Source organism: Leisingera aquimarina DSM 24565, from assembly GCF_000473165.1.
GTDB lineage: Bacteria > Pseudomonadota > Alphaproteobacteria > Rhodobacterales > Rhodobacteraceae > Leisingera > Leisingera aquimarina.
In genome coordinates this window covers 1-21,140 of sequence record NZ_AXBE01000011.1, presented here as the reverse complement: position 1 = coordinate 21,140, position 21,140 = coordinate 1, and the positions used below count along the sequence as shown (strand labels likewise).

Genomic DNA, 21,140 nt, shown 5'->3' with positions numbered 1-21,140 from the left:
GGACAGGGCTGAGGCGGAAGGGCCACACATGCGGAAGCAGTACGATTTTGTCATTGTAGGAGCAGGAACAGCAGGATGCGTCCTAGCGCACCGGCTCAGCGCAGATGGCCGTTTTTCGGTGTGTTTGCTAGAACAAGGCGGCGATGACCGGACTTGGATTCTGCAAATGCCAGCCGGGCTGCGATCCGCCTTCAAGCCCACCAGCAAGTATAACTACTGGTACAGAACTGTCCCTCAGGCGCATCTGGGAGGGCGTGAGATAGACCAGCCGCGCGGCAAGACTCTTGGCGGATCCTCCTCAATCAATGGCATGACCTTCCTGCGTGGCAATCCGCGCGACTATGATAATTGGGCCGAAGCCGAGGGGTGTGAAGGCTGGAGCTTCGCCGACTGTCTTCCATATTTCAAACGGTTCGAGCGGCGCGACGGCGAGGCAAACACCTATCGCGGCACGGACGGCATGGTCGGCGTGAAGACGCAGGACCAGTTGAACCCGCTGAACGCGGCCTTCCTCGCCGCCGGCCAGCAGGCGGGACATGCGCTGACCGAAGACGTGAACGGATATTGCCAGGAAGGGGTCAGCCGGTTCGAGATGACGGTGGAGAAGGGGTATCGCTCCAGTTCGGCACGTGCTTACCTGCATAGTCAGCCGAAAAGGAAGAACCTCGATGTTGTCACTGATGTCAAGGTTCTGCGCGTGGTTGTGGAGAACGGCCGGGCAACCGGAGTAGAGATTGCCCAGGGCCGCAAAGCCGCAACTGTGGCGGCGCGGCGCGAGGTCATCATGTCGGCAGGAACCTTCGGCACACCGCAGATCCTGATGCTGTCCGGGATCGGACCCGCCCAGCATTTGCGCGAGCATGGGATCGATGTACGCCATGACGTACCGATGCTGGGCGAGAACCTGCAGGATCACCTGGAGGCCCATATTCAAGTCGAGACCGATAAGCCTGTGTCTCTTAACAAGTATCTTAAACCGCATCTGATGGTCTGGGCCGGGCTGCAATGGTTCGGCTGGAAGGGTGGCGTGGCCGCGATAAACCAGTGCAACGTTGGCGCGTTTCTGCGCACCGGGCCGGATGTGACGCACCCCAACATCCAGTTTCATTTCTTCCCTGTGTTCTTCGGTGAGAACTGGATCCCGAACCCGTCGAAGAACGGATACCGCCTTGGCGCAGGTCCGATGCGGCCCGAGAGCCGCGGCACTTTGCGCCTGCGCTCGGCCGACCCAAACGATGCGCCGCTGATTGACCCGAACTATCTGGCGACCGAGCGGGACCGGTATGAGATGCGCGAAGGCCTGAAGCTCGGGCGCGAGGTGCTGGCACAACCTGCCTTCCGGGCGTTCCACAAACGAGAGGATCTGCCCGGGCCGGACATCCAAAGCGATGCCGAGCTTGATGCCTTCATCCGCCGGGACGCCTCCTCAGCCTATCACCCCTGCGGCACAGCGCGGATGGGAGCAGATGGTGACCCGCGCGCGGTGGTTGACCTCGACTTGCGCCTGCACGGATTGGAAAGCCTGCGCATCGTGGATGCCTCGGTGATTCCGGCCATGCCTTCGGCCAATATCAACGCCTGCGTCTTCATGATCGCGGAAAAGGCCGCCGATAAAATTCTCGGAAAGACGCCTCTCAAGCCTGAATCCGTTCCCTATCACAAGGCCATCTGACTATGACCGATCCCCGCTATGCCACAGGTCCGCATTTCACCCGCCGCTCCGCCACCGATGCTGTTCTGACGCAGCTTCCAGGCTGGGACTTATGGGAATGCAATGAGCCGGTTTTCTTTCACACCTACGATCAAACCGTGACCCTGCATGTGAACAGAGGCGCGGCCAGTTTGAGCTTCTCCGACGGCTCAGAGGTCGAACTGCAGCCGGGGGATGTTCTAACCATCCTGAAGGGAATCTCTGCCGACTGGACCATCCCGGCAGGCATCCAAAACAGCTATCAATCCCATTCCGACGGACAGGAGACACCATGAAATTCCAGCCACGCGCGAGCCATTTCGTAAACGGCGTCTATGTGGAAGATTCCGCAGGCGCCGAGATCGACGTGATTTATCCGGCGACAGGCGACGTGATAGCGCGGCTTCATTCCGCAACACCCGCCGTCATCGATCAAGCACTTGAAGCGGCCCGTGCGGCCCAGAAGGCATGGGCGCGTCTTTCGGGCACCGAACGCGGCCGGGTGCTTCGCCGGGCGGCGGACATCATGCGGGAGAGAAATCATGATCTGTCGGTGATCGAAACCCACGACACCGGCAAGCCCATTCAGGAAACCACCGTTGCAGATGCAACTTCGGGTGCGGATGCGCTGGAGTATTTCGGCGGCCTGGCAGGCAGTCTGACGGGAGAGCATATCCCCCTGGCCGGTGGCGACTTTGTCTACACCATCCGCGAGGCGCTGGGGGTCTGCGTCGGCATCGGCGCCTGGAACTACCCCACTCAAATCGCCTGCTGGAAGGCCGCGCCCGCGCTGGCCTGCGGAAATTCAATGGTGTTCAAGCCATCAGAAACGACCCCGCTTTCCGCTCTGAAGGTGGCTGAAATTCTCATGGAAGCCGGTGCGCCCAAAGGGCTATTTAATGTCGTCCAAGGTTATGGCGACGCAGGTGCTGCGCTTGTCACCGATCCTCGGGTTGCAAAAGTCTCGCTCACGGGCTCGGTTCCGACTGGTAAGAAAGTTTATGCGGCTGCCGCGGCGGACATGAAGCATGTCTCGATGGAGCTCGGCGGAAAGTCACCCATGGTCGTCTTCGACGACGCCGATCTGGACAACGCGGTAAGCGGCGCGATCCTCGGAAACTTCTATTCCTCCGGTCAGGTCTGCTCCAATGGCACCCGTGTGTTCGTGCAGCGCGGCATCAAGGAAGCGTTCTTGGAACGTCTTGCCGCGCGGGTGGCAATGGCCAAAATCGGGGACCCCATGGACCCCGAAGTGTCGTTCGGACCCATGGTGTCCGAGGCGCAAATGAAAACCGTACAAGGCTATATCGACATGGGTATTGCTGACGGCGCCCGGCTGATCTGCGGCGGCAAAAAGCTTGAGGGTGCCGGATATTTTCTGGAACCAACGATCTTTGCCGACGTGACCGATGGTATGACAATTGCCCGCGAGGAAATTTTCGGCCCGGTCATGTCAGTTCTGGACTTCGATACTGAGGAGGAGGCTCTGTCACGTGCAAATGCAACTGAATTCGGCCTTGCCGCAGGTGTTTTCACCAGCGACCTAAACCGCGCGCACCGCATGGCCGCAGGTTTTGAAGCCGGCACCTGCTATATCAATACCTATAATTTGGCGCCGGTCGAAGCACCGTTTGGCGGTGCCAAAATGTCGGGTATAGGGCGGGAGAACTCCAAAAGTGCCATCAATCACTACAGCGAAACCAAGACGGTCTATGTCTCGATGAACGGTGTGGAGGCGCCTTATTGAATGCGGTTCGGGATTTGAAAATGCAGAAACCGGAGCCTGAGGTGGTCGATGTCTCCTCGTCAGATAAGCCCGCGCGTGCGTTGATTAAAACGATCGCGGCGGGCGCACCGAGCATCCGGGTTGTTTACGCACGTGATTGGTATTTGTGGGACAGAACCGTCGCCGCGGCAGCAAGGGAGTTGTTTGAAACGGGAAATGTGGATCTGGTCCAGCGCCGCATACCCGGACTGAAACGGGGAAAGTTCGAATACATCGCTATTAAACGGCAAGCTCCGAAAGTTCAAAGGGCACCTGGACCCGACCAAAGGTTTTAGGCGAAGGAGTATTGTGCCGAGGGCGTGAAGGCACGGCTAGAAATGAAACTGACGCATCGGTGCTAGAACGGTTACACGCTGCAGTCTTGGTTGGAGTTCCGCTGGAGAATCCGTTGTTTGTTTCAAATCAAGCCGCCCGTTTAAAATCTTAAACTGGCGCCGGGTTGGTGCCGAGTTGGATTTCCAAGAACCTTAGTAAGGTCGGCTTTCAAAAACACTGCCGCTGTTTGGGTGCTCTAATTGAATGGCGTTTATGTCCGCACTGTGTGAGTTCACCAGTTCCAGAACCGCGCAGTCGTAGCGAACGGCAGGAACGGCGGGCTGCGCCGCAGCAGAAAGCCTCACCTAGTTGCGTCAAACGGTCGACTTTGCAAATGTCGATTTCTGCGCTCCGCTTCCCCCAGCGCAACCCGCAGCATCACATGAGAAAGCTTGACCCTGCCGAGGGTCCGCTTCCGGGAAAGTGACCATGGAATTTTGCACCGACAGCATCTTTGGCTCCCGCCGCCATGCCTATGTCCGCTCCGGGCTGCCTGGCGTCGTCTGGCAGAAGCGTCCTGGTGAAGTTTCGCTGCAACCCTGCCGCCGCATCGCCGCAAGTCGGCAGAGAGCCCATTCCGGAAATGCCAAAACCATGCTGCGCGGGCTCGCAGAACTTTCCACGCTGCGCGGCGGCTGAGTCCACCGCTGCACTGCAGAGAGTAGAGCAGCCATTCGTGTGGGGAGCGCTACGTGATCAGATTGCACTTTGTTAGTCCAAGGGATTCCCACCGAAGTCTTGCTGCAAATTATCTTCCTATGGAAAGAACAAGAATCTGATAGCCAGAACCGCTCCCAATCCTGCAACAATCCATTTCAGGGGTTTCTGCGGCAGGAAAACCATTACTCTGCCGCCAATCGCACCGCCGACCAGGCCTCCGATCAAGACTGCAACCGCCGCGTCCCAGGCAACAAGACCCGTCAGGGACAGCGGAATGGCCGCCGCAGTGTTCGCTCCCAGTGATATGAAATTTTTTCGGGCTGTCGCTATGTGAACTGAATGCTCACCAGCCAGAAACACTGCTGCAACTATCAGAAATCCATAGCCTGCACCGAAGTATCCAGCATAGACACCAGTGAGAAGAAACATCGCGCGTGCTGCGGCTCTATTCCTGCCAGCCATGTGCAAGCCCAGCTTGGACAGCTGGTCTCCAAATAGTATCGCGATGACGGCGACAACGAGGAATGCAGGGACCATAGGCAGGAATACGGCCTCACCCAGTGCATAGAGCAACATAGCACCGACGACAGCGCCCATCGCGGTGATGATGGCGTCCAGGATATGACCCTGCCGGTCTTCAGTAAGCGATTTCCGGAAGATCCATACACCGGGGAGTTGGGCAGGCCACAACCCCACGGTCGCGGTCGCATTCGCCACAAGAGGCGGCAATCCGGCTGCCAAGAGCATGGGGAAGACAAACAGTTTGGCCCCTCCGGCCATGACGTTGACAACGCCGCCAATCAGCCCGGCCAAGACCAAGAACGAAAGGTCACTAAATAAAGTCATTTCGTGTTAAGTCCGGGTGTCAATTAACCACCCATCAGCGTTCCTCGCCCAGCATGGCTGCTTCGATGACCTTCAAATGGCGTTTCATCGCACTGGCCGCGGCGTCTGGGTCTGCGGCGGCAATCGCATCAACAATCCGATCATGCTGATCGCTATGGATCGTTTGAAACTCATCAGGGGCAATCCTGCGGTAAGTGCGATCCCATTCCCGTTGCCATGCAACTCGACGACGCGCACCTGACAAGTATATCAAGAATCCGGTAAGCACCGGATTGCGAGAGGTTTCCGCCACGGCGCGGTGGAACGCATCATCGGCCTGTTCGCACGCCGCCCTGTCTCCTGCTGCGCGGCCGACAGCAACCTTAGAGCGCAAATGTACAATATCTGACGCATCCGCCTGCAGAGCAGCTTCAGCAGCCACCTGCGGCTCCAGCAATAAACGCGCGCGCATCAGGTCCGGTGGAGTGGCGCCTTCCACAAGGAGCGTGTCGCGGATGGGCATATGGATTGGACGGCGGCCCCGAAAGGTTCCCTGTCCAACGTGACGCCAGATTTCGCCCTCCCGTTCGAGGATCGCATAACATGCACGAAGGGTTTCCCGGCTGCAGTCCAGAACGCTTCTCAGCTCACGCTCGGGCGGCAGACGCTCCCCGTTCACGGGTGCGAGTTTGTCAATGGCCTGGCGCAGATCAGCCAAAACAACTTTGACACTTCTCCCCATGCGAACCCTCATTTTCAGACCAATTTGCGGACCAATGCTAATGCATGCCAGAGATGATGTCATCCAAAAGGAGGATATCCGATGACCATGCTCATGAAGGACTTCGACACCTCTGCACCGGTTCTGAGCGACGAAGAAATTGAAGCGCAGGTTTTCCGCGACCTTGAAGCTGCGCAAAAAAGCATTACGCGCCAAAGAAGACGCAAGTGTCATCCTCTTTCAATATCCGGACAATCGGACCGTACTTCAGCGCTTGCGCGCGTGGTGGCATATGCGACGGCAGCGGCCTGATTTGCAAGAAATAGAGCAAGTTGCCGCTCCGGAACCTGAGCCAGATTGGCCTCGGCACTGGGCAACAACCAAATACATCTGACCTCAAAAAAACCGGTTGCCCAAATATGACAATACTCGAAGTTCTCCTTCTCGCAGTTGCGGGGGCCGCTGCCGGTTTTCTTAATGCCGTGGCCGGTGGCGGAACGTTTCTGAGCCTGCCTGCACTGATTTATGTCGGCGTCTCTCCGGTCAGCGCCAATGCAACTGCAACGCTGACGGCCTTGCCGGGATACGCAAGCAGCGCATGGGGGTTTAGGCACGACGTGCAATCCGAGGGAGCGCTGTCACTCAAAGCGATTGCCGGTATAGGGGGCATCGGCAGCGTTCTCGGCGCACTGCTTTTGACTATCACACCCGGCGATACGTTTCTATGGGTCGTGCCCTGGCTCTTGCTGCTGTCGACTTTTCTATTTGCCTTCGGGCCAAACATTTTGCGCAAAATTCAATCCGGCGGCGCCGGCAAAGCCGGGATGGCCGTATCTACTGCGTCCATTTTCGCGGTGTCGATTTATGGGGGATACTTCAACGGCGGTCTTGGCATCATGTTGCTGGCCGCATTCGGACTCATTGGCTACGTCAACCTGCATTGTATGAATGGTCTCAAGAGCATTCTGTCCGCCGTGGTCTCGCTTTTGTCAGCCGTGACGTTCATCGCCTCGGGATTGATTGCATGGGAGCAAGCACTCGTTATGGCCGCAAGTTCGGCTATTGGTGGATATTTGGGCGCTAGCATGAGCCGACGCATCATCAAGACTAATCTGATGCGCCAGTTTGTGACGGTCATAGGGTTCACAATGACATTAGTTTTCCTGCTGCATTGAAAAAGTGCCTGCAAGCAGCCCTTTGCGCAGTGATAGCGCAAACGATGAAAAGCCGCGTTAGAGCAGTCAGTCATTAAACGGTTCGCAATTTCAATTTTCATCTGCCAAACTAAAATCCGCAAAGCCGCGTGAATGACCTCGCTGCTCACGGATTGAGCTTCGAAGGGGCAAATCTATAAATCACTGCCCTTTGATCAACTCCTCTGCGACTGCGATAAAGTTCATGAGTGCAGGCGATTTGTAGGCTCGGTTCCAAACCAGGAGAGTGGATATCTCGGCTTCGCAATCCGAAATTGGTTTCGTCATAATCGTTCTTGGCTGAAACCTCGTTATCCCCTGCGCATAGACAGAAACTCCAAGACCGCTGCCGACGAGGCCAAGGATCCCCAATGCATTTGACGCTTCGTATTTGACATCGATGGAATTGCCGCTTCTCAAGAACACATCGTCGATAAACAGGCGGAAAAAATCCCATTCAGCCATGCTCCCCAAGACCATGGGGTACTGGGCTATTTCAGTGAGTGTGACAGTTGGGCGGGTCGACAAGCGATGGTCTACTGGCAACAGCGCGACGAGTCTTTCGCTTGCCACTTTTCGGGTTTCGAACTGGGGGTGCTTTAATGGGCCAAGCATAAAGCCAACATCGATGTTGTTTCGGGACAGCTCAATTTTCTGCCCCTGAGTGCGAATATACTTCAGCTCCAGTTCTATGTCTGGGTAGCGGCGGCTAAATTCCCGCACCACCCCAGGCATGAGATCAAGCGCTGCGAAGGACATGTATCCGACGCGTAAAAACCCTTTCTTGCCCTCCGCTGCGATGCGCCCGGCTTGAACGGCCGCAGAAATTTCAGAGGAGATAAGCCTGGTCCGTTCGTAAAAGACCTCACCCGCGGCCGTCAGTGAAACTTCGCGCGTTGTGCGCCGGATGAGTTGATATCCAAGCTGTTCTTCCAGCTGCCGGATGCGTCGGCTGAGCGCGCTTTGGTCTATCGAGAGGCGCTCCGCTGCACGCCTGAAACTGAGTTCGACCGCGACTGCATTGAATGCTTCCAAGTCGCGCGTCTGAGGTGTGTGGGTCATTGGCATTCAGAATTTCCCTTCATTTACTGAGCAATAGCACGAGGATTTTGATTGATGCAAAACTAACAACAATAGAGGCCGATACGGCGATTGTTTATCAGCTGTGTGTGTCCGATTTTGTAGGTGGGAACTCTGACCCGCGATCAAGATGCCAATGCAGCAAGGGCTGACGGAGGCAGACATAGCGACTTACCAAATCGAAGGACAACAAAATGAGTAATGTTGATCACGCAGCACTGGATAAGATGCTGCACGAGGCATTCGATGCTGCATCCGCACTGTACAAAGAGCGTGGCTTCCAACGCCGTGTGGGCTTTGGCAAGAAACCCGCCCTTGTCAGTGTCGACCTGGCAAATGCCTGGACCCGCCCCGGAAACCCCTTCACTTGCGACCAGGAGAAGATGGACAACGAGATCATTCCCGGCATGCAGCGCCTGTTGGAAGCCTGCCGGGCCAACGGGCATCCGGTGATCCACGTCACAACCGCCTATGAGATCACCGATCGGAAGGCGCCGTTCACTGATATGGGGCTGTGGCACGACAAAATTCCGGTTGATGTGGTGGATTTGGCTGACAAGGACCTGTGGGCAATCGACAGCCGGATTGCGCCGGTCGAGGGTGAATATACGCTGCTGAAGAAACGGGCGAGCTCGTTCCACGGCACCGAACTGGCCGGCATTCTGCGTGCCAATGGCGTTGACACAATCCTGGTGACCGGCGTGACCGCCTGCGCCTGCGTGCGCCAGACAATCTGCGACGGTATTGCCGACGGATTCCGCCCGATTGCAGTGAAAGAGGCAATCGGTGACCGGGTTCCGGGTGCCGTCGCCTGGAACCTGTTCGACATCGACGCGAAGTTTGGTGACGTCGAGACCGTCGACACCTGTGTCGATTATCTCAACACCGTCAACAACCGTTAAGCGCTGGAAAGATTTCCGGGAGGGTGCTCAAGCGCCCTCTCGGACAGGGAGGAATTGGAGGACATCATGGCTCGCATCGGCGTTGACGTAGGCGGTACAAATACCGACCTCGTACTGGAATGTAATAAGGGTACTTTTTTCCATAAAGTGCCCAGCACCTTGAAAGACCAATCTATCGGCGTGGTCGAGGGTATTCACCAGATTTGCGAAATTGCCGGGATCGACAAGGAGGCGATCGAAGTCATCAATCACGGCACGACTGTTGCGACGAACATTACCATCGAGCATAACGGCGCTGAAGTCGGGATGCTGACGACGAAAGGCTTCCGCGACATCTTGCACATCGGCCGCCACAAGCGGCCGCACAACTTCTCACTGCATTTCGAAGTGCCTTGGCAGAACCGGCCGCTCGTTAAACGGCGCAACCGGATCGCTATCACGGAACGCATCCTGCCGCCTACCGGTGAGATCGAGACGCCGCTGAACGAGGACGAAATCCGCAGTGCCTGCGCTCTATTCCGGAAGCGCGGCATCAAGTCCGTCTGCATCGGTTTCATGTTTTCTTTCCTGAACGACGCGCATGAAAAGCGCGCCCGTGACATCGTGCTGGAAGAAATCCCCGATGCCTATGTGTCGGTGTCCTCTGATGTGGCAAACGTTATTCGCGAATACGAGCGGTTTTCCACGGTTGCTATGAACGCTTTTGTTGGCCCGCGGTCTGCCTGGTACCTTCGCAATCTTGAGCAGAAGGTCAAGGATGGCGGTATTCCAGCTAAGCTGCGCGTCATCCAGTCCAATGGCGGAATATCCACCATCGATGGATGTGCCAGAAAGCCCGTGAGCATTCTGATGAGCGGTCCGGCAGGCGGCGTGCTGGGGGCGCTTTCTGAAGCACGGCTGGCAGGGACCGATAACATCCTTACCGTGGATATTGGCGGTACGTCGGCTGACATTTCCACCATTGCTGCTGGTGAAATGCGTATCAAGAACCCGCGTGACACCCTGGTATCGGGACATGCGGTCATGGCCCCGATGATCGACCTGGAAACCATCGGCGCGGGCGGCGGGTCAATCGCTTATCTCGATGAGGCAGGCGGTTTCAACGTCGGACCCCGCTCAGCTGGTTCAGAGCCTGGGCCTGCTTGTTACAACCGCGGCGGCACAGAGCCGACCGTGACCGACGCGCAAGTCGTATTGGGCCGCATGGATGCGGACAAGTTTCTTGGCGGTGATCTGCCGCTGGATCCGGAGCTGTCCCACAAGGCAATCAAGGAAAAGATCGCTGATCCTCTGGGTGTTTCGGTTACCGAGGCCGCGCTTGGGATCATCAAGATCGTCAACAACAATATGGCGCTGACGATCCGATCCAACTCAGTAGCGCGCGGCTATGACCCTCGTGAGTTCTCGCTCATGCCGTTTGGCGGCGCAGGCCCCTTCCATGGTGTTGCCCTGGCCGAGCTTGTTTCCGCGAAGGACGTGCTTGTTCCGATCGCGCCTGGGATCACAGCTGCCATGGGCCTGCTGGGCACTGACCTTCAGTACGAGCACACCCGCTCTGTCATCACCAGTCTGTTCAATGCCGACCAGGGCGCCATCGACAGGGTGAACGCAACCGTTGCTGAATTGAAGAATGTCGGTAAAGCCGATCTTGAGAATGACGGCATCCCGGAAGTGCAGCAGAATTTCGACGTTATCGCCGAAGTGCGCTATCACGGCCAAGGTTTCGAGCTGCGCGTGCCCATGCCGAAGGAAGGCTTGGCGCTGGAAAACGTACCGGACGTGATCAGCGCGTTCCATAAGCAGCATAAGGCAGATTACGGATACTCCTTCGATGACAGCCTTGTCGAGCTCTACAACGTGCGGGTCATCGCGTCGGCAAGTGTCCGGCACCTGGAGCTGACACCGCTTTCATTAGGCAGCCAGGACGATATCAAGGCAGCCTTCATGTACGAGCGCGAAACCATCTTCGACGATGGATCGGTGCATATGACACCGCGCCTGGATCGCGGAAAGCTTGGCGCGGGCACCCGTGTGGAAGGCCCGGCCATCATCATCCAGCACAATTCAACAACGCTGCTGCCGCCCGGCTACGCCGCCGAGGTTCAGGACTTCGGAAGCCTGCGCTTGAGCAAGTCCTGAGGGAGGAAAACCAATGCCAAAAGACATCAATAAACCGATCGATCCGGTCACCCTTCAGGTCATCCGGGGTTCCATCGAAACCATTGCAGAGGAAATGGCACATGTTCTGTTCCGCATGTCCTTCTCCTCGATTATCCGCGAGTCCGAAGATCTGGGTGCCGGGCTGTTCGACACGGACTTCAACACACTCTGCGAGTCTGAATCCACGCCGATGCACATCGGATCGATTCCGGGGTATCTCCAGGGCATCGCGGATTCTCTGGACGATGGCGAATGGTATGAAGGTGATGTTGTCGTCCACAACCATCCCTACCTGGGGTCGTCGCATACACCTGATCTGGCGATTGTCATTCCGATTTTTCACGAAGGTGAACTGGTCGGATACGCGGGCAATACCGCACATCATATCGATATCGGCGCCGCCACACCGGGCCTGATCATCGATGTGCCGGATGTCTATGCAGAGGGTATGCTCTTTGCCGGCACCAAGCTCTACCGGAAGGGTGAGCGCAATGAAACAATGTGGAATTTCATCCGCAATAATTCACGTGCCGCCCGCCAGCTTGTGGATGACATCGAAGCACAGATCGCTTCTGCCAGGCTTGGTGTGAAGCGCTTCAAGGAATTGATGGAACGGTACGGCAAGGATCTGGTGTTCGGCGCCTGCAACCAGTTGATGGACTACTCCGAAAAAATGCTGCGGCAGAGGATCTCGGACATTCCGGATGGTGAATACCGGGCCGAAGGCTGGCTGGATGACGATGGCCGCAACCGCGGCCAGACGCTGCCGGTGAAAGTCTGTGTCAGGGTTGTCGGAGACACCATCGAAGTTGATCTGACCGGATCCGCGCCGCAGACGCCAACAGCCTACAACGTGCCATTTGAAGGATCCACAAAGGTGGCTGCATTCGCGGCTTTCCGCAAACTGCTGCTGGACACCGCTACTTCTGACACCAGGGTACCGTCAAACCAGGGATCCTTCCGGCCAATCAAGGTGACCGCTCCGGAAGGCACGATCTTTAATCCGATTGCGCCGGCTTCCGCCGAGGCCCGTTTTACCCAGTGCAACTTCATGATTGACCTGATCCTGAAGGCAATGGCGCCGGTCCTACCCGAGGACATCATTGCCGGGTCGTCTGCCAGCATTTCCTTTGCCTCTTACGCAGGTGTTCGGGACGACGGGGAGTATTGGGTGTTCCTGGAAGTGAACGAAGGGGCCTATGGCGGCCGCCCGGACTCCGATGGCCCTGACGCCATTGACAATCTGATGGCCAACACCCGCAACAATCCGCTGGAAGACCTCGCGATGCATATCCCGATGATCTGCGAGCGGTACGAGTTGCGCGACGATGTGATGCCCGGTGCCGGCAAGCATCGCGGCGGGATCGGCGTTGTGAAGAGCCAGCGCATGCTGACCGACGGCATCATCACCCATGAGAGCGAACGGCATACCAATGTGCCATGGGGGATTTTCGGAGGAACGGAAGGTGCGGCCGGGAAGTGCGAGATCTATAACTTCTCCAGTACCGAACCTCCGCGTCAGATGCATTCCAAGTTCCATGGCGAGGACGTCCGGAAGGACGATGTAATGGCGTACTACAGTCCCTGCGGCGGCGGCTATGGCAGCCCGCTGGAACGCACTCCGGAAAAGGTTCTGGATGATGTCCTGGATGGTTTCTGCACACCGCAGCACGCCCGGGACATCTATGGAGTGGTGCTCGATCTGGACGCCGAAACCGTCGATGTGGCGGCGACCGAGGCCCTCCGCCAGACGATGGACACCTTGCGTTAACAAATGCGGAGGCAAGCATGAACACCGAAAGAAAGACAAGCTATCGCAGCTTCGTACCGAAGAGCGCAGCCTATTTCGCGGTCAAAGATGCCTTGCCTCCGCGCGATATCTACTTTCTTCTGCTGCCCAGGTTCACGATGCTGGCCCTGAGCAGCGCCATCGAGCCTCTGCGTGTTGCAAACCAGCTCTCCCAGCATGAACTCTACCGCTGGCAAACGGTGGCAGATACCTCGGCGGTCGCGAGTTCCTGTGGCGTTGAACTGAATGCGCAATCCTGTTTGCACGACTTGAATACAACCGATCAGCTGCTTGTGTGTTCTGGAACGGATCCCCACAAGGCGGCATCCGAACAGACTATGCAGGCCCTGCGCAAATTCTCCCGGATGGGCGGAAAACTTGGGGCTCTGTGTACTGGTGCCTTCACCCTAGCGCGGCTAGGCCTGCTTCAGGACAGGCGTTTTACGCTCCACTGGGAGAACCAAACCAGTTTCCGAGAATTATTTCCTGACCTGAGAGCAGCGAAAAGATCTTCGAGATTGATGGGCCGCTTATGACCTGCGGCGGCGGACATGCCGCGACGGATATGATGCTGGCCCTGATTTCTAGAGACTATGGCAAGGCGTTCGCACAAGCCGTTGGGGATATGTGCCTGCATGGTGTCGCGCGTCCACCTGGAACTCCACAAAAGACGTCCTTTGCATTCGCAAACAATGCGCGGAACCGGCATGTGACAACCGCAATCGAAATCATGAAGCGCAATCTGGAAAACCCGCTGTGCTTGGATGAGATCGCCAGGGAGTGCGGATGTTCGCGGCGCCAGCTTGAGAGGATGTTCAAGAAGCTGCTCCGCATTTCACCGGCGAAATACTATCGCAACTTGCGGCTCGATTTTGCGCATAGCCTGTTGGCTGAAACAAATATGCAGCTCCTTGATGTGGCAGTCGCGGCAGGCTTTTCGTCACGGACACAGTTTTCGAGGTGTTTTTCCGAACGTTTCGGAACACCGCCTTCGAGGATCGGCACGTCCCCTTGTGCCGGCAATTCAACCAACAGGGAAATCAAAAAATGACAATGACCGAGAAAATCCGCGAAGCGGAACATGAACGCACTGGGTTGCTCGAGGAATCGATCTTGCCGACACTGCTAGGGCAGCGTCCGCTCGGTTTGATTGGCTATGCTTGGATATGGGTCGGAATTGCGGTCATCATCGCAACCTATTCCTTAGGTGCAGCCGGGGTTGGTGGCGGCGTTCCGCTGGCAACGGTTATCCTGGTGATCATGCTGGCCAATATCGGTATTGGCGCATTCATGGTGCTGACAGCAGATATCGGGACCGAACACGGCCTGTCTTTTGCCGTCTACCTGCGCGCGCCGTTTGGCATTTACGGCACGCATCTTCCGGCAATCTCCCGTGGCTTGGTTGCCGCAATGTGGTTCGGCATTCAAACCTACCTCGGAGCACTGGCCCTGAACGGGATCGGCCAATACTTTCTGGACTTCGACAACTGGATCGTTTGGTATGCAGTGTTCGGCATCATCCAGATCGTGAACACTGCGATGGGGATCAAGTCGGTTGAAAGGCTCGCGTCTCTGGCGGCGCCTGCCATTATCGCGATTTCGATCTGGATGTATTTTACGCTGGAAGGCGTCGCATCGACCCAAGGTGTGAACATCTGGACCTTTGAAGGGACAGGCGAAATGTCCCTGCTGGTGCTTTTTATCGCCAACCTAGGCTTCTGGTCTACGCTTGCCATCGACATTCCCAACCTGACGCGGTTTGTGAAGACCGATGCTGGAGCCAAAGGCTTTGTCTCGCGCAACAAAAACATCTTTCTTGCACAGTTGGTTGCCTTGCCGGTCACCCAGGCACTCATTGCTGGTATCGGAGGCGTTTCGTTTATTGCTACCGGCAATTGGAACCCGATCGAAGTCATCCAAGGCGAAGGTGAGGGACTGTCGCTAGTCATTTTACTTGCGCTGGTGGTACTGGCACAGTGGTCCACTAACAACTCCGCCAACCTCATCCCCTCAGCGCTGACCTTCATCAACCTTGCGCCGCGCGTGATTAACTACAAGGTAGGCGTTGCGCTTGCAGGGGTCGTCGGCACGCTGTGCTTCCCATGGGAAATTCTGAACAACCTGTTCGTTTTCCTTGGCTACTACGGCGCGTTCCTGTCTGCCATCGGCGGCATCATGGTTGCCGACTATTACATTCTGCGGAAGCGCCGCCTCAATGTGCCGGACCTGTTCAAAACTGATGGCCAGTTCCGCTACTCTGGCGGTTTCAACCCAGCAGGCCTGATTGCATGGATCGTGGCCGGAGGCATTGCAGCCTGGTTCTCGCAGTACGCTTTCATCATCGGGTTCCCGATTGGCCTCGTGCTCTATGTCTTGCTGATGAAGACTATCGTTCTGCCAGGAAATCCGCAGGCTGAGATCAGCAGCGGTTACGCAGATGAGTTTCTCGCCACGAGCGAGGGGGTCAGCTGGGTTTATCTTGGCAAAGGGCAATTCCGGCGAATGGCACCTGCAGAAACTCATGATGAAGAAATAAGCCGCGAAGACCTGTAAAGTTCTTAATTGACCCTCCCCGACTTGCCCGCACCAAAACGGTGCGGGCTCTTTTTATTCACTCGAACCTCGGATGTTGGCCGAAGTTAGATGTGTTCCTGACCTTCTCCATTTCGCCCTAGTTTTCAGTCAGTACCTACCATCTGAATGCATAGCTCTCAGTTCTGCACCAGGCGCTGGGGATCTATGTGAGAGTGTTTCTCCGCCAGTGGAGCACCGGCGCCCCTCAGAGATCCGGACCATCGAAGGCGGGAGCGGAGCTTGATCAACGCCGGCGCGTCCCAAACAGCCCTCTCGATAAACCCTCAATTCTACTGCGTTGAAGCAATTCTATGAGGGGTGACACAGCAAATCTAATCTAACCATGAAACGCTACTTCAGCATCTCCCGGGCGATGATGGTGCGCTGAATTTCTGAGGAGCCCTCGTAGATCCGGAAGATCCGCAAATCGCGCAGATAGCGTTCCAGTGGGAAATCGCGGGTGTAACCATAGCCGCCGTGGATCTGCAGCGCCCGGTCGGCGATGCGCCAGGCCGCCTCGCTTGCATAGAGCTTGGCAAAGGCCGAGTCCGAGGAATACCGCTCACCGGTACCCCGCTTGCGGGCCGCCTGCAGCCCCAATGCCCGGGCCGCCGCCAGTTCGGTGGCGCTGTCGGCCAGCATCCATTGCAGCCCCTGGAAACTGCCGATCGGCTGGCCGCCGACCTCGCGTTCCCTGGCATAGGACACCGCCGCATCCAGTGCCGCGCGGGCAATGCCGGTCGCCTGCGCCGCGACCTCGATCCGGCCGTTGTCCAGCACCTTCATCGCGGTGCGGAATCCGGTGCCCTCGTCGCCCAGCCGGTTTTCCGCGGGCACATGGCAGTCAAGGGAGACCGGAAACACATGGCCGCCGCGCAGCCCCATGGTCTCCTCGTGTTTGCCGATCTCCACCCCAGCGGTTTTGGCCGATTCCACCACAAAGGCGCTGACCCCGCGCGCGCCTGCGCTGCTGTCGGTCTTGGCATAGACCACGATGAAATCCGCGCCGCCCGCGTTCGAGATGAAGCATTTCGAGCCTTTCAGCCGGTAGCCGTCACCGTCGCGGATGGCGGTGGTGCGCATGTCGGCCGGGTTGGAGCCGGCCATCGGCTCGGTCAAGGCAAAAGCCCCCAGCGCCTCCCCCGATGCGGCGGCCGGCAGCAGCCGCTGCTTCAGCGCCTCATCCGCGCCCAGCAGCAGAGAATCCGTCGCCAGAAAATGCGCCGTCAGCATCGACGCGGTTGAGCCGCAGGCGCCGGCTATTGCCTCCACCGCGCAATAGAGCGCAGGACCGGACAGGCCAATGCCGCCATAGGCTTCGGGCAGGTTCATCCCCATGATGCCCATCTCCGCCAGCGCCGGGCGGTGCAGGGTTGCAAATGTTCCCTCGGCATCGATCGCCGCAGCGGCAGGCGCCAGCACCTCGTTCGAAAACCGCTCGATCTGGCCGATGACGGCCTGTTCTTCGCTGTTCAGATCACCGCTCATTTGGTCTCTCCTTCCTTCAGCCGATGCAGGATTTCCTCTGTATGCGCCCCCAGTCCCGGGGCTGCCTGACGGCCGCCGCGCGGCGCGCCGCTGAAATGCACCGGTTGTTCCGGCACGCTCAGCGTGCCGAGCGCGGGGTGGGCGACCGGCGTTGCCAGTTCGCGCGCCTGCGCCTGCGGCGATGCCCAGGCCTCAGGCACCGAACTCAGCGGCGCTGCCGGGATGCCTTCCTCGGACAGCAGCGCGGCGACGCTCTGCACGTCCCGGACCGCCGCCCAGCTTTCGATATGTTGCGCCAGCGCCGGCTCGTTCTGCCGCCGCAGGCTGTCGCTGGCGAACCGCGGGTCGTCCGCCAGTTCCGGCGCGCCGATGGCTGCCGCGAACTTGGCAAACAGCCGGTCATTCAGCACCGCCACGGTGAAACTGCTGTCCCGCGCGGCATAGGTGCCGAAAGGCGCGGACAACGCGTGTTTGCTGCCTGTCCGCTTTGGCGTCTCGCCCGCCATCAACGCCCGGCAGGCCGCCACCGGCATCATCGACACCAGCGAGTCATAAAGCGCCAGATCAACATGCCGCCCCCTGCCGCTGCGGGTGCGGTCGAACAGCGCCACCATCGCCCCGAAGGCTGCGAACATGCCGCCTGCAACGTCGGCAAAGGCATCTCCGGCCATCATCGGCGGGCCGTCCTCGGCGCCGGTCATATCCATCAGCCCGCTCATCGCCTGGATGATGATGTCATAGGCCGGCAGCATCCGGTTCGGGCCTGTCTGGCCGAACCCGGACACAGACACATAGACCAGCCGGGGACAGGCCGCGCACAGTTTCTCCGCACCCAGCCCGAACCGCTCCATCACGCCGGGACGGAAGTTTTCGATCAGCACGTCGCACTCCGCCGCCAGCGCCCGCGCTGCTGCCGCGCCCTCCTCGGATTTCAAATCCAGAACGATGGATTTCTTGCCGCAGTTCACCGATTGGAACAGCAGGCTTTCGCCCTCCCTGAACGGGCCGATGTGGCGGTAGTCATCGCCCGCGCGCGGCTCCACCTTGATCACTTCCGCCCCCAGGTCGGCCATCAGCGCGGTGCAGTAGGGACCGGCCAGAACGCGGGAAAAATCCAGCACCCGGACCCCCTCCAGCGGCCTGCGGCCTGCGGTCTCGTCATTGTCGAACATGCTTCCCCCATCAATTGCTTGCTGCAGGATAGCGTCCTCTTGGATATATCAGGAAATACAGGATCTGTATAAAGGGTATTCCAAATTGAATATACCATTGAACTTCCGCCAGGTCGAAGTCCTGCTGGCCGTGGCCGACACCGGCAGCACCGCGGCGGCCAGCCGCGCGCTGAACACGTCGCAGCCCTCGGTGTCGCTAGCCATCGCCCGCTGCGAGGAGGTGTTCGGCCAGAAGCTCTTTGTCCGCATCCCCGGCCGCGGGATGGAGCTGACGCCGTTCGGGCAGCACAAGATTGCCCAGCTGCGCGAACTGGAGAAACAGGCGCGCTGGGTGCTGAGCGGCGGCGAAGGCACGCCGGAGTTCCTGAACCTCGGGGTGTTTTCCACCCTCGGCCCCCGCTATGCGCCGCAGCTGGCGCGCCGCTTCATGGACACCCGCCCCGGCGCCGAGATCCGCATCCTCGAAGGCGACCTGCAAACACTGTTCGACTGGCTCAGCGAAGGCCGGATCGACCTCGCGCTGCTTTATGATTTCGGGGTTCTGTCGGATTTCGCCATCACCCCGCTGATGGCCGCCGAACCCTATGCCCTGCTGCCCGCCGGGCACCGGCTGGCAGGGTTGCCCGGCGTCAGCGCCGAAGACCTGGCGCAGGAACCCATCATCCTGATGAACCTGCCCCACAGCCGCGGCTATTTCCTGTCGCTGCTGCAGAATGCCCGCTTCCCGGTGCGGGTGGCCCATGAGACCGGCTCGATCGAGATGCTGCGGTCGATGGTGGCCAACGGGTTCGGCGCCGACCTGCTGGCCACCGACCTGCCGGACGGCATGTGCTATGACGGCATGCCGGTTGTCCGGGTGCCGCTCACCGGCCAGCCGCCGCGGCACCAGATTGCGCTGGCCCACCGCGGCGGCGCGCTGAAACGGCCGGTGATCCAGGCGTTCACCGGTTTTGCCGGTGCCTTCTTCACGCCGCCGGGCTGAGGAACCGGCACGCCCCGCCGCCGCACCAGCGGCGTCAAGGGCGGCAGCCTCCCGCTTGACGTGCAGCCCTGCACGCTTCACCTTGCCTGGCAGAGCGGCGCAGAAAGGTTCGCCCCGGCACAGGAGATCCGCATGATGACGGCTTCCGGCAGCACAACTGCCCTATGCGGCCTCTTGGGCTGCGATTACCCGGTCCTGCTGGCGGGCATGGGCGGCGTCTCCCGCTGGGAACTGGCCGCCGCCGTCGCCAATGCCGGCGGTTTCGGAATGCTCGGCATGGTGCGCGAAAGCCCGGCGCTGATCACCGAGGAAGTCACCCGTCTGCGGGCCGCCACGGATCGCCCCTTTGCGGTCAATGTCATCCCCGCGGCAACCGAACCGGCCCTGCTGGACGCCCAGATCGGCTGCTGCCTCGATCTCGGCGTTCCCGCCTTCACCTTCTTCTGGGATGTCGTGCCCGAGGCCGTGGCCCGGGTAAAGGCGGCAGGCCGGCTGGTTCTGCATCAGGTCGGCACCGCCGAAGCCGCCCGCGCCGCCGAGGCAGCAGGCGCCGATGTGATCATCGCCCAGGGGCTAGAGGCCGGCGGCCATGTCCACGGACGCCAGCCGTTGCGCAGCCTCACCCAGGAGGTTCTGGACACCGTGTCCGTCCCGGTGGTGGCCTCGGGCGGCCTCTCCTCCGGCGCCGATCTGGCCGTTTATCTCGCTATGGGCGCTGCCGGGATCCAGTGCGGCACCGTCTTTCTGGCCACCGATGAATCCTTTGCCCACCCCTATCACAAGGACCGCGTCGCCGCCGCGACCGGCGCCGACACCGTGCTGACCGATGTCTTCGTGCTCAACTGGCCCGCAGGCGCGGCGGTGCGGGTGCTGGAGAACAGCGTCACCAAGGCGCTCGGCGGCGCCTATATGGGCCACGATCCCGACGCCCTCCCGCGTGAGGAAATCGCCTGGGACGGCAACCAGCCGCGGCTGCGGTACAGCACCGATTCCCCGCTGCGCACTACCACAGGCGACCTCGAGGCGATGGCCCTGTTTGCAGGTCAGGGCGCGGGCGCCATCCGCGGGATCGTGCCGGCAGCCGAGCGTATCGCGGACATCATCAGCGGTGCAGAGCATATCCTGGGACGGCCCCTGGCGCCCCGAAGCGGAGCAACCGGATGAGCAAGAATCCCAGCACCCCGCCCGCCGCCAAGGGCTACGCCTCCTCGCCCTGCATGGCGGAGGAATCCGGCCTTTACGATCCCCAGGCCGCCGCCGCCCGGAACGCCGCGGACGTTGCCCGCTGGCGCAAGTCCGAACGGAGCAGGCTGCGGGCGGAACGGCTCGCCCTGACAGTTGCCGAACGCCAGGCGGCGGGGGAGGCGCTGTCCGGGCATCTGCGGCAGCTGCTCCGGTCCCGCTCCGGCGGCGCGGACGGGCACGTCATCTCCTTCTACTGGCCGATCAAGGGCGAACCCGACCTGCGCCCGCTGATGGCCGAACTGCACGCCGGGGGCGCCACGATTGCCCTGCCCATTGTCGAGACCAAGGCCGCGCCGCTGGTGTTCCGGCAGTGGACGCCGGAAACCCGGCTGGTGCGCGGCAACTGGAACATCCCGGTTCCGCCGCCCGAAGCACCGGCGCTGACCCCCGCCACCGTCCTCGCGCCGCTGGTGGGCTGGGCACGCGGCGGCTACCGGCTGGGCTATGGCGGCGGCTATTTCGACCGCACCCTGGCGGCCCTGACGCCGCGCCCCTATGCCATCGGTATCGGCCTGGACGCTGCACAGCTGCCTACTATTTTACCGCAACCGCACGACA

21 protein-coding genes are annotated in these 21,140 nt (G+C 59.5%); 16 read left to right on the top strand and 5 right to left on the bottom strand.

Annotated features, from left to right (window positions below):
* Positions 1 to 28: 28 nt before the first annotated feature.
* From AQUI_RS0100100 to AQUI_RS0100080, 5 genes are all read left to right on the top strand, one after another.
* Positions 29 to 1,672 (top strand): choline dehydrogenase, encoded by a 1,644-nt coding sequence (locus tag AQUI_RS0100100; RefSeq protein WP_027255734.1) that lies wholly within the window; start codon positions 29 to 31, stop codon positions 1,670 to 1,672.
* A gap of 2 nt (positions 1,673 to 1,674) precedes the next feature.
* Positions 1,675 to 1,986, top strand: a complete 312-nt coding sequence (locus AQUI_RS0100095) for a cupin domain-containing protein (protein WP_027255733.1) — start codon at positions 1,675 to 1,677, stop codon at positions 1,984 to 1,986.
* Complete coding sequence (betB, locus tag AQUI_RS0100090; protein WP_027255732.1) at positions 1,983 to 3,437, top strand: betaine-aldehyde dehydrogenase; 1,455 nt, start codon at positions 1,983 to 1,985, stop codon at positions 3,435 to 3,437. Before AQUI_RS0100095 ends, betB begins: the two co-directional genes overlap by 4 nt.
* 20 nt (positions 3,438 to 3,457) lie before the next feature.
* Positions 3,458 to 3,751, top strand: a complete 294-nt coding sequence (locus AQUI_RS0100085; protein WP_027255731.1) for a hypothetical protein — start codon at positions 3,458 to 3,460, stop codon at positions 3,749 to 3,751.
* 469 nt (positions 3,752 to 4,220) lie between these two features.
* On the top strand, positions 4,221 to 4,430 hold the full coding sequence (locus AQUI_RS0100080) for a hypothetical protein (RefSeq protein ID WP_027255730.1): 210 nt from the start codon (positions 4,221 to 4,223) through the stop codon (positions 4,428 to 4,430).
* Positions 4,431 to 4,547: 117 nt separating this feature from the next.
* Here the strand turns inward: AQUI_RS0100080 and AQUI_RS0100075 are convergent, their stop codons facing one another.
* Positions 4,548 to 5,297: a sulfite exporter TauE/SafE family protein gene (locus AQUI_RS0100075; protein WP_051371698.1), complete on the bottom strand. Its 750-nt coding sequence runs from the start codon at positions 5,295 to 5,297 to the stop codon at positions 4,548 to 4,550.
* A gap of 34 nt (positions 5,298 to 5,331) precedes the next feature.
* On the bottom strand, positions 5,332 to 6,081 hold the full coding sequence (locus AQUI_RS0100070) for a FadR/GntR family transcriptional regulator (protein ID WP_245596805.1): 750 nt from the start codon (positions 6,079 to 6,081) through the stop codon (positions 5,332 to 5,334).
* 18 nt (positions 6,082 to 6,099) lie between these two features.
* On the opposite strand from AQUI_RS0100070, the gene AQUI_RS0100065 reads away from it, so the two are divergent.
* Positions 6,100 to 6,309: a hypothetical protein gene (locus tag AQUI_RS0100065; protein ID WP_027255727.1), complete on the top strand. Its 210-nt coding sequence runs from the start codon at positions 6,100 to 6,102 to the stop codon at positions 6,307 to 6,309.
* A gap of 107 nt (positions 6,310 to 6,416) precedes the next feature.
* Positions 6,417 to 7,172 carry a sulfite exporter TauE/SafE family protein gene (locus tag AQUI_RS0100060; RefSeq protein WP_035919376.1) on the top strand — a complete coding sequence of 252 codons (756 nt, stop codon included), beginning with the start codon at positions 6,417 to 6,419 and terminating at the stop codon, positions 7,170 to 7,172.
* A gap of 180 nt (positions 7,173 to 7,352) precedes the next feature.
* Here AQUI_RS0100060 and AQUI_RS0100055 read toward each other — a convergent pair whose 3' ends face one another.
* The gene (locus tag AQUI_RS0100055; protein WP_051371697.1) at positions 7,353 to 8,258 is read right to left on the bottom strand and encodes a LysR family transcriptional regulator; all 906 of its coding nucleotides are present in this window, start codon (positions 8,256 to 8,258) and stop codon (positions 7,353 to 7,355) included.
* A 206-nt stretch (positions 8,259 to 8,464) separates the two neighbouring features.
* Between AQUI_RS0100055 and AQUI_RS0100050 the strand changes: the two genes are divergently transcribed.
* From AQUI_RS0100050 to AQUI_RS0100030, 6 genes are all read left to right on the top strand, one after another.
* Complete coding sequence (locus tag AQUI_RS0100050) at positions 8,465 to 9,172, top strand: isochorismatase family protein (RefSeq protein ID WP_027255724.1); 708 nt, start codon at positions 8,465 to 8,467, stop codon at positions 9,170 to 9,172.
* 66 nt (positions 9,173 to 9,238) lie between these two features.
* The gene (locus tag AQUI_RS0100045) at positions 9,239 to 11,311 is read left to right on the top strand and encodes a hydantoinase/oxoprolinase family protein (RefSeq protein WP_027255723.1); all 2,073 of its coding nucleotides are present in this window, start codon (positions 9,239 to 9,241) and stop codon (positions 11,309 to 11,311) included.
* Between the two features lie 13 nt (positions 11,312 to 11,324).
* On the top strand, positions 11,325 to 13,103 hold the full coding sequence (locus tag AQUI_RS0100040; protein WP_027255722.1) for a hydantoinase B/oxoprolinase family protein: 1,779 nt from the start codon (positions 11,325 to 11,327) through the stop codon (positions 13,101 to 13,103).
* 17 nt (positions 13,104 to 13,120) lie between these two features.
* A complete protein-coding gene (locus tag AQUI_RS29045; protein ID WP_051371696.1) occupies positions 13,121 to 13,657 on the top strand; it encodes an AraC family transcriptional regulator in 537 nt (178 codons plus the stop codon).
* Positions 13,654 to 14,172 (top strand): GlxA family transcriptional regulator, encoded by a 519-nt coding sequence (locus AQUI_RS29040; RefSeq protein ID WP_051371695.1) that lies wholly within the window; start codon positions 13,654 to 13,656, stop codon positions 14,170 to 14,172. Before AQUI_RS29045 ends, AQUI_RS29040 begins: the two co-directional genes overlap by 4 nt.
* Complete coding sequence (locus AQUI_RS0100030; RefSeq protein ID WP_027255721.1) at positions 14,169 to 15,674, top strand: NCS1 family transporter; 1,506 nt, start codon at positions 14,169 to 14,171, stop codon at positions 15,672 to 15,674. The genes AQUI_RS29040 and AQUI_RS0100030 overlap by 4 nt, the downstream gene beginning before the upstream one ends.
* A gap of 372 nt (positions 15,675 to 16,046) precedes the next feature.
* Here the strand turns inward: AQUI_RS0100030 and AQUI_RS0100025 are convergent, their stop codons facing one another.
* A complete protein-coding gene (locus tag AQUI_RS0100025) occupies positions 16,047 to 17,183 on the bottom strand; it encodes an acyl-CoA dehydrogenase family protein (protein ID WP_027255720.1) in 1,137 nt (378 codons plus the stop codon).
* Positions 17,180 to 18,355, bottom strand: a complete 1,176-nt coding sequence (locus tag AQUI_RS0100020; RefSeq protein WP_027255719.1) for a CaiB/BaiF CoA transferase family protein — start codon at positions 18,353 to 18,355, stop codon at positions 17,180 to 17,182. The genes AQUI_RS0100025 and AQUI_RS0100020 overlap by 4 nt, the downstream gene beginning before the upstream one ends.
* A gap of 85 nt (positions 18,356 to 18,440) precedes the next feature.
* On the opposite strand from AQUI_RS0100020, the gene AQUI_RS0100015 reads away from it, so the two are divergent.
* The 3 genes from AQUI_RS0100015 to AQUI_RS26525 all read left to right on the top strand — a co-directional run.
* Positions 18,441 to 19,337 (top strand): LysR family transcriptional regulator, encoded by an 897-nt coding sequence (locus AQUI_RS0100015; RefSeq protein WP_027255718.1) that lies wholly within the window; start codon positions 18,441 to 18,443, stop codon positions 19,335 to 19,337.
* A gap of 132 nt (positions 19,338 to 19,469) precedes the next feature.
* Positions 19,470 to 20,501 carry an NAD(P)H-dependent flavin oxidoreductase gene (locus AQUI_RS0100010; RefSeq protein ID WP_156916720.1) on the top strand — a complete coding sequence of 344 codons (1,032 nt, stop codon included), beginning with the start codon at positions 19,470 to 19,472 and terminating at the stop codon, positions 20,499 to 20,501.
* A partial coding sequence (locus AQUI_RS26525; RefSeq protein ID WP_035919373.1) for a 5-formyltetrahydrofolate cyclo-ligase occupies positions 20,498 to 21,140 on the top strand: 643 nt, incomplete at its 3' end. The genes AQUI_RS0100010 and AQUI_RS26525, both read left to right, overlap by 4 nt.

What these genes read in the sequence shown, in the direction of transcription:
- AQUI_RS0100100 (WP_027255734.1), top strand. Translation starts at nt 29, where the DNA reads ATGCGGAAGCAGTACGATTTTGTCATTGTAGGAGCAGGAACAGCAGGA.
- AQUI_RS0100095 (WP_027255733.1), top strand. Translation starts at nt 1,675, where the DNA reads ATGACCGATCCCCGCTATGCCACAGGTCCGCATTTCACCCGCCGCTCC.
- betB (WP_027255732.1), top strand. Translation starts at nt 1,983, where the DNA reads ATGAAATTCCAGCCACGCGCGAGCCATTTCGTAAACGGCGTCTATGTG.
- AQUI_RS0100085 (WP_027255731.1), top strand. Translation starts at nt 3,458, where the DNA reads ATGCAGAAACCGGAGCCTGAGGTGGTCGATGTCTCCTCGTCAGATAAG.
- AQUI_RS0100080 (WP_027255730.1), top strand. Translation starts at nt 4,221, where the DNA reads ATGGAATTTTGCACCGACAGCATCTTTGGCTCCCGCCGCCATGCCTAT.
- AQUI_RS0100075 (WP_051371698.1), bottom strand. Translation starts at nt 5,297, where the DNA reads ATGACTTTATTTAGTGACCTTTCGTTCTTGGTCTTGGCCGGGCTGATT.
- AQUI_RS0100070 (WP_245596805.1), bottom strand. Translation starts at nt 6,081, where the DNA reads ATGACATCATCTCTGGCATGCATTAGCATTGGTCCGCAAATTGGTCTG.
- AQUI_RS0100065 (WP_027255727.1), top strand. Translation starts at nt 6,100, where the DNA reads ATGACCATGCTCATGAAGGACTTCGACACCTCTGCACCGGTTCTGAGC.
- AQUI_RS0100060 (WP_035919376.1), top strand. Translation starts at nt 6,417, where the DNA reads ATGACAATACTCGAAGTTCTCCTTCTCGCAGTTGCGGGGGCCGCTGCC.
- AQUI_RS0100055 (WP_051371697.1), bottom strand. Translation starts at nt 8,258, where the DNA reads ATGCCAATGACCCACACACCTCAGACGCGCGACTTGGAAGCATTCAAT.
- AQUI_RS0100050 (WP_027255724.1), top strand. Translation starts at nt 8,465, where the DNA reads ATGAGTAATGTTGATCACGCAGCACTGGATAAGATGCTGCACGAGGCA.
- AQUI_RS0100045 (WP_027255723.1), top strand. Translation starts at nt 9,239, where the DNA reads ATGGCTCGCATCGGCGTTGACGTAGGCGGTACAAATACCGACCTCGTA.
- AQUI_RS0100040 (WP_027255722.1), top strand. Translation starts at nt 11,325, where the DNA reads ATGCCAAAAGACATCAATAAACCGATCGATCCGGTCACCCTTCAGGTC.
- AQUI_RS29045 (WP_051371696.1), top strand. Translation starts at nt 13,121, where the DNA reads ATGAACACCGAAAGAAAGACAAGCTATCGCAGCTTCGTACCGAAGAGC.
- AQUI_RS29040 (WP_051371695.1), top strand. Translation starts at nt 13,654, where the DNA reads ATGACCTGCGGCGGCGGACATGCCGCGACGGATATGATGCTGGCCCTG.
- AQUI_RS0100030 (WP_027255721.1), top strand. Translation starts at nt 14,169, where the DNA reads ATGACAATGACCGAGAAAATCCGCGAAGCGGAACATGAACGCACTGGG.
- AQUI_RS0100025 (WP_027255720.1), bottom strand. Translation starts at nt 17,183, where the DNA reads ATGAGCGGTGATCTGAACAGCGAAGAACAGGCCGTCATCGGCCAGATC.
- AQUI_RS0100020 (WP_027255719.1), bottom strand. Translation starts at nt 18,355, where the DNA reads ATGTTCGACAATGACGAGACCGCAGGCCGCAGGCCGCTGGAGGGGGTC.
- AQUI_RS0100010 (WP_156916720.1), top strand. Translation starts at nt 19,470, where the DNA reads ATGATGACGGCTTCCGGCAGCACAACTGCCCTATGCGGCCTCTTGGGC.